Below are 255 nucleotides of genomic sequence, written 5' to 3' on the forward strand. Positions count from 1 at the left end.
ACAGGATGCGCATATCGAAGCCGAATGAGCGCCGCTCGAGATATTCGACATCGAATTTCACCTTCTCCGGGATCGGCAATTCGTCGCGCCCGTTGATCTGCGCCCATCCCGTCAATCCAGGCAGGAGCTTGTCGACACCGTGCGCCGTGCGCAACTCCATCAGATCATATTGGTTGTAGAGCGCCGGCCGCGGACCGACGAAGCTCATCTTCCCCTCGAGAATGCACCAAAGCTGCGGCAGTTCGTCGAGGCTGG

At 59.2% G+C, this 255-nt stretch carries 1 protein-coding gene; it reads right to left on the minus strand.

What is annotated here, in order from left to right:
• Window positions 1-255, minus strand: a 255-nt coding sequence (locus EOD29_RS33305) for a sugar transferase (RefSeq protein WP_164764023.1), incomplete at both ends; no start/stop codon positions are given.

It is taken from the genome of Mesorhizobium sp. M1A.T.Ca.IN.004.03.1.1 (assembly GCF_003997555.1).
GTDB lineage: Bacteria > Pseudomonadota > Alphaproteobacteria > Rhizobiales > Rhizobiaceae > Mesorhizobium.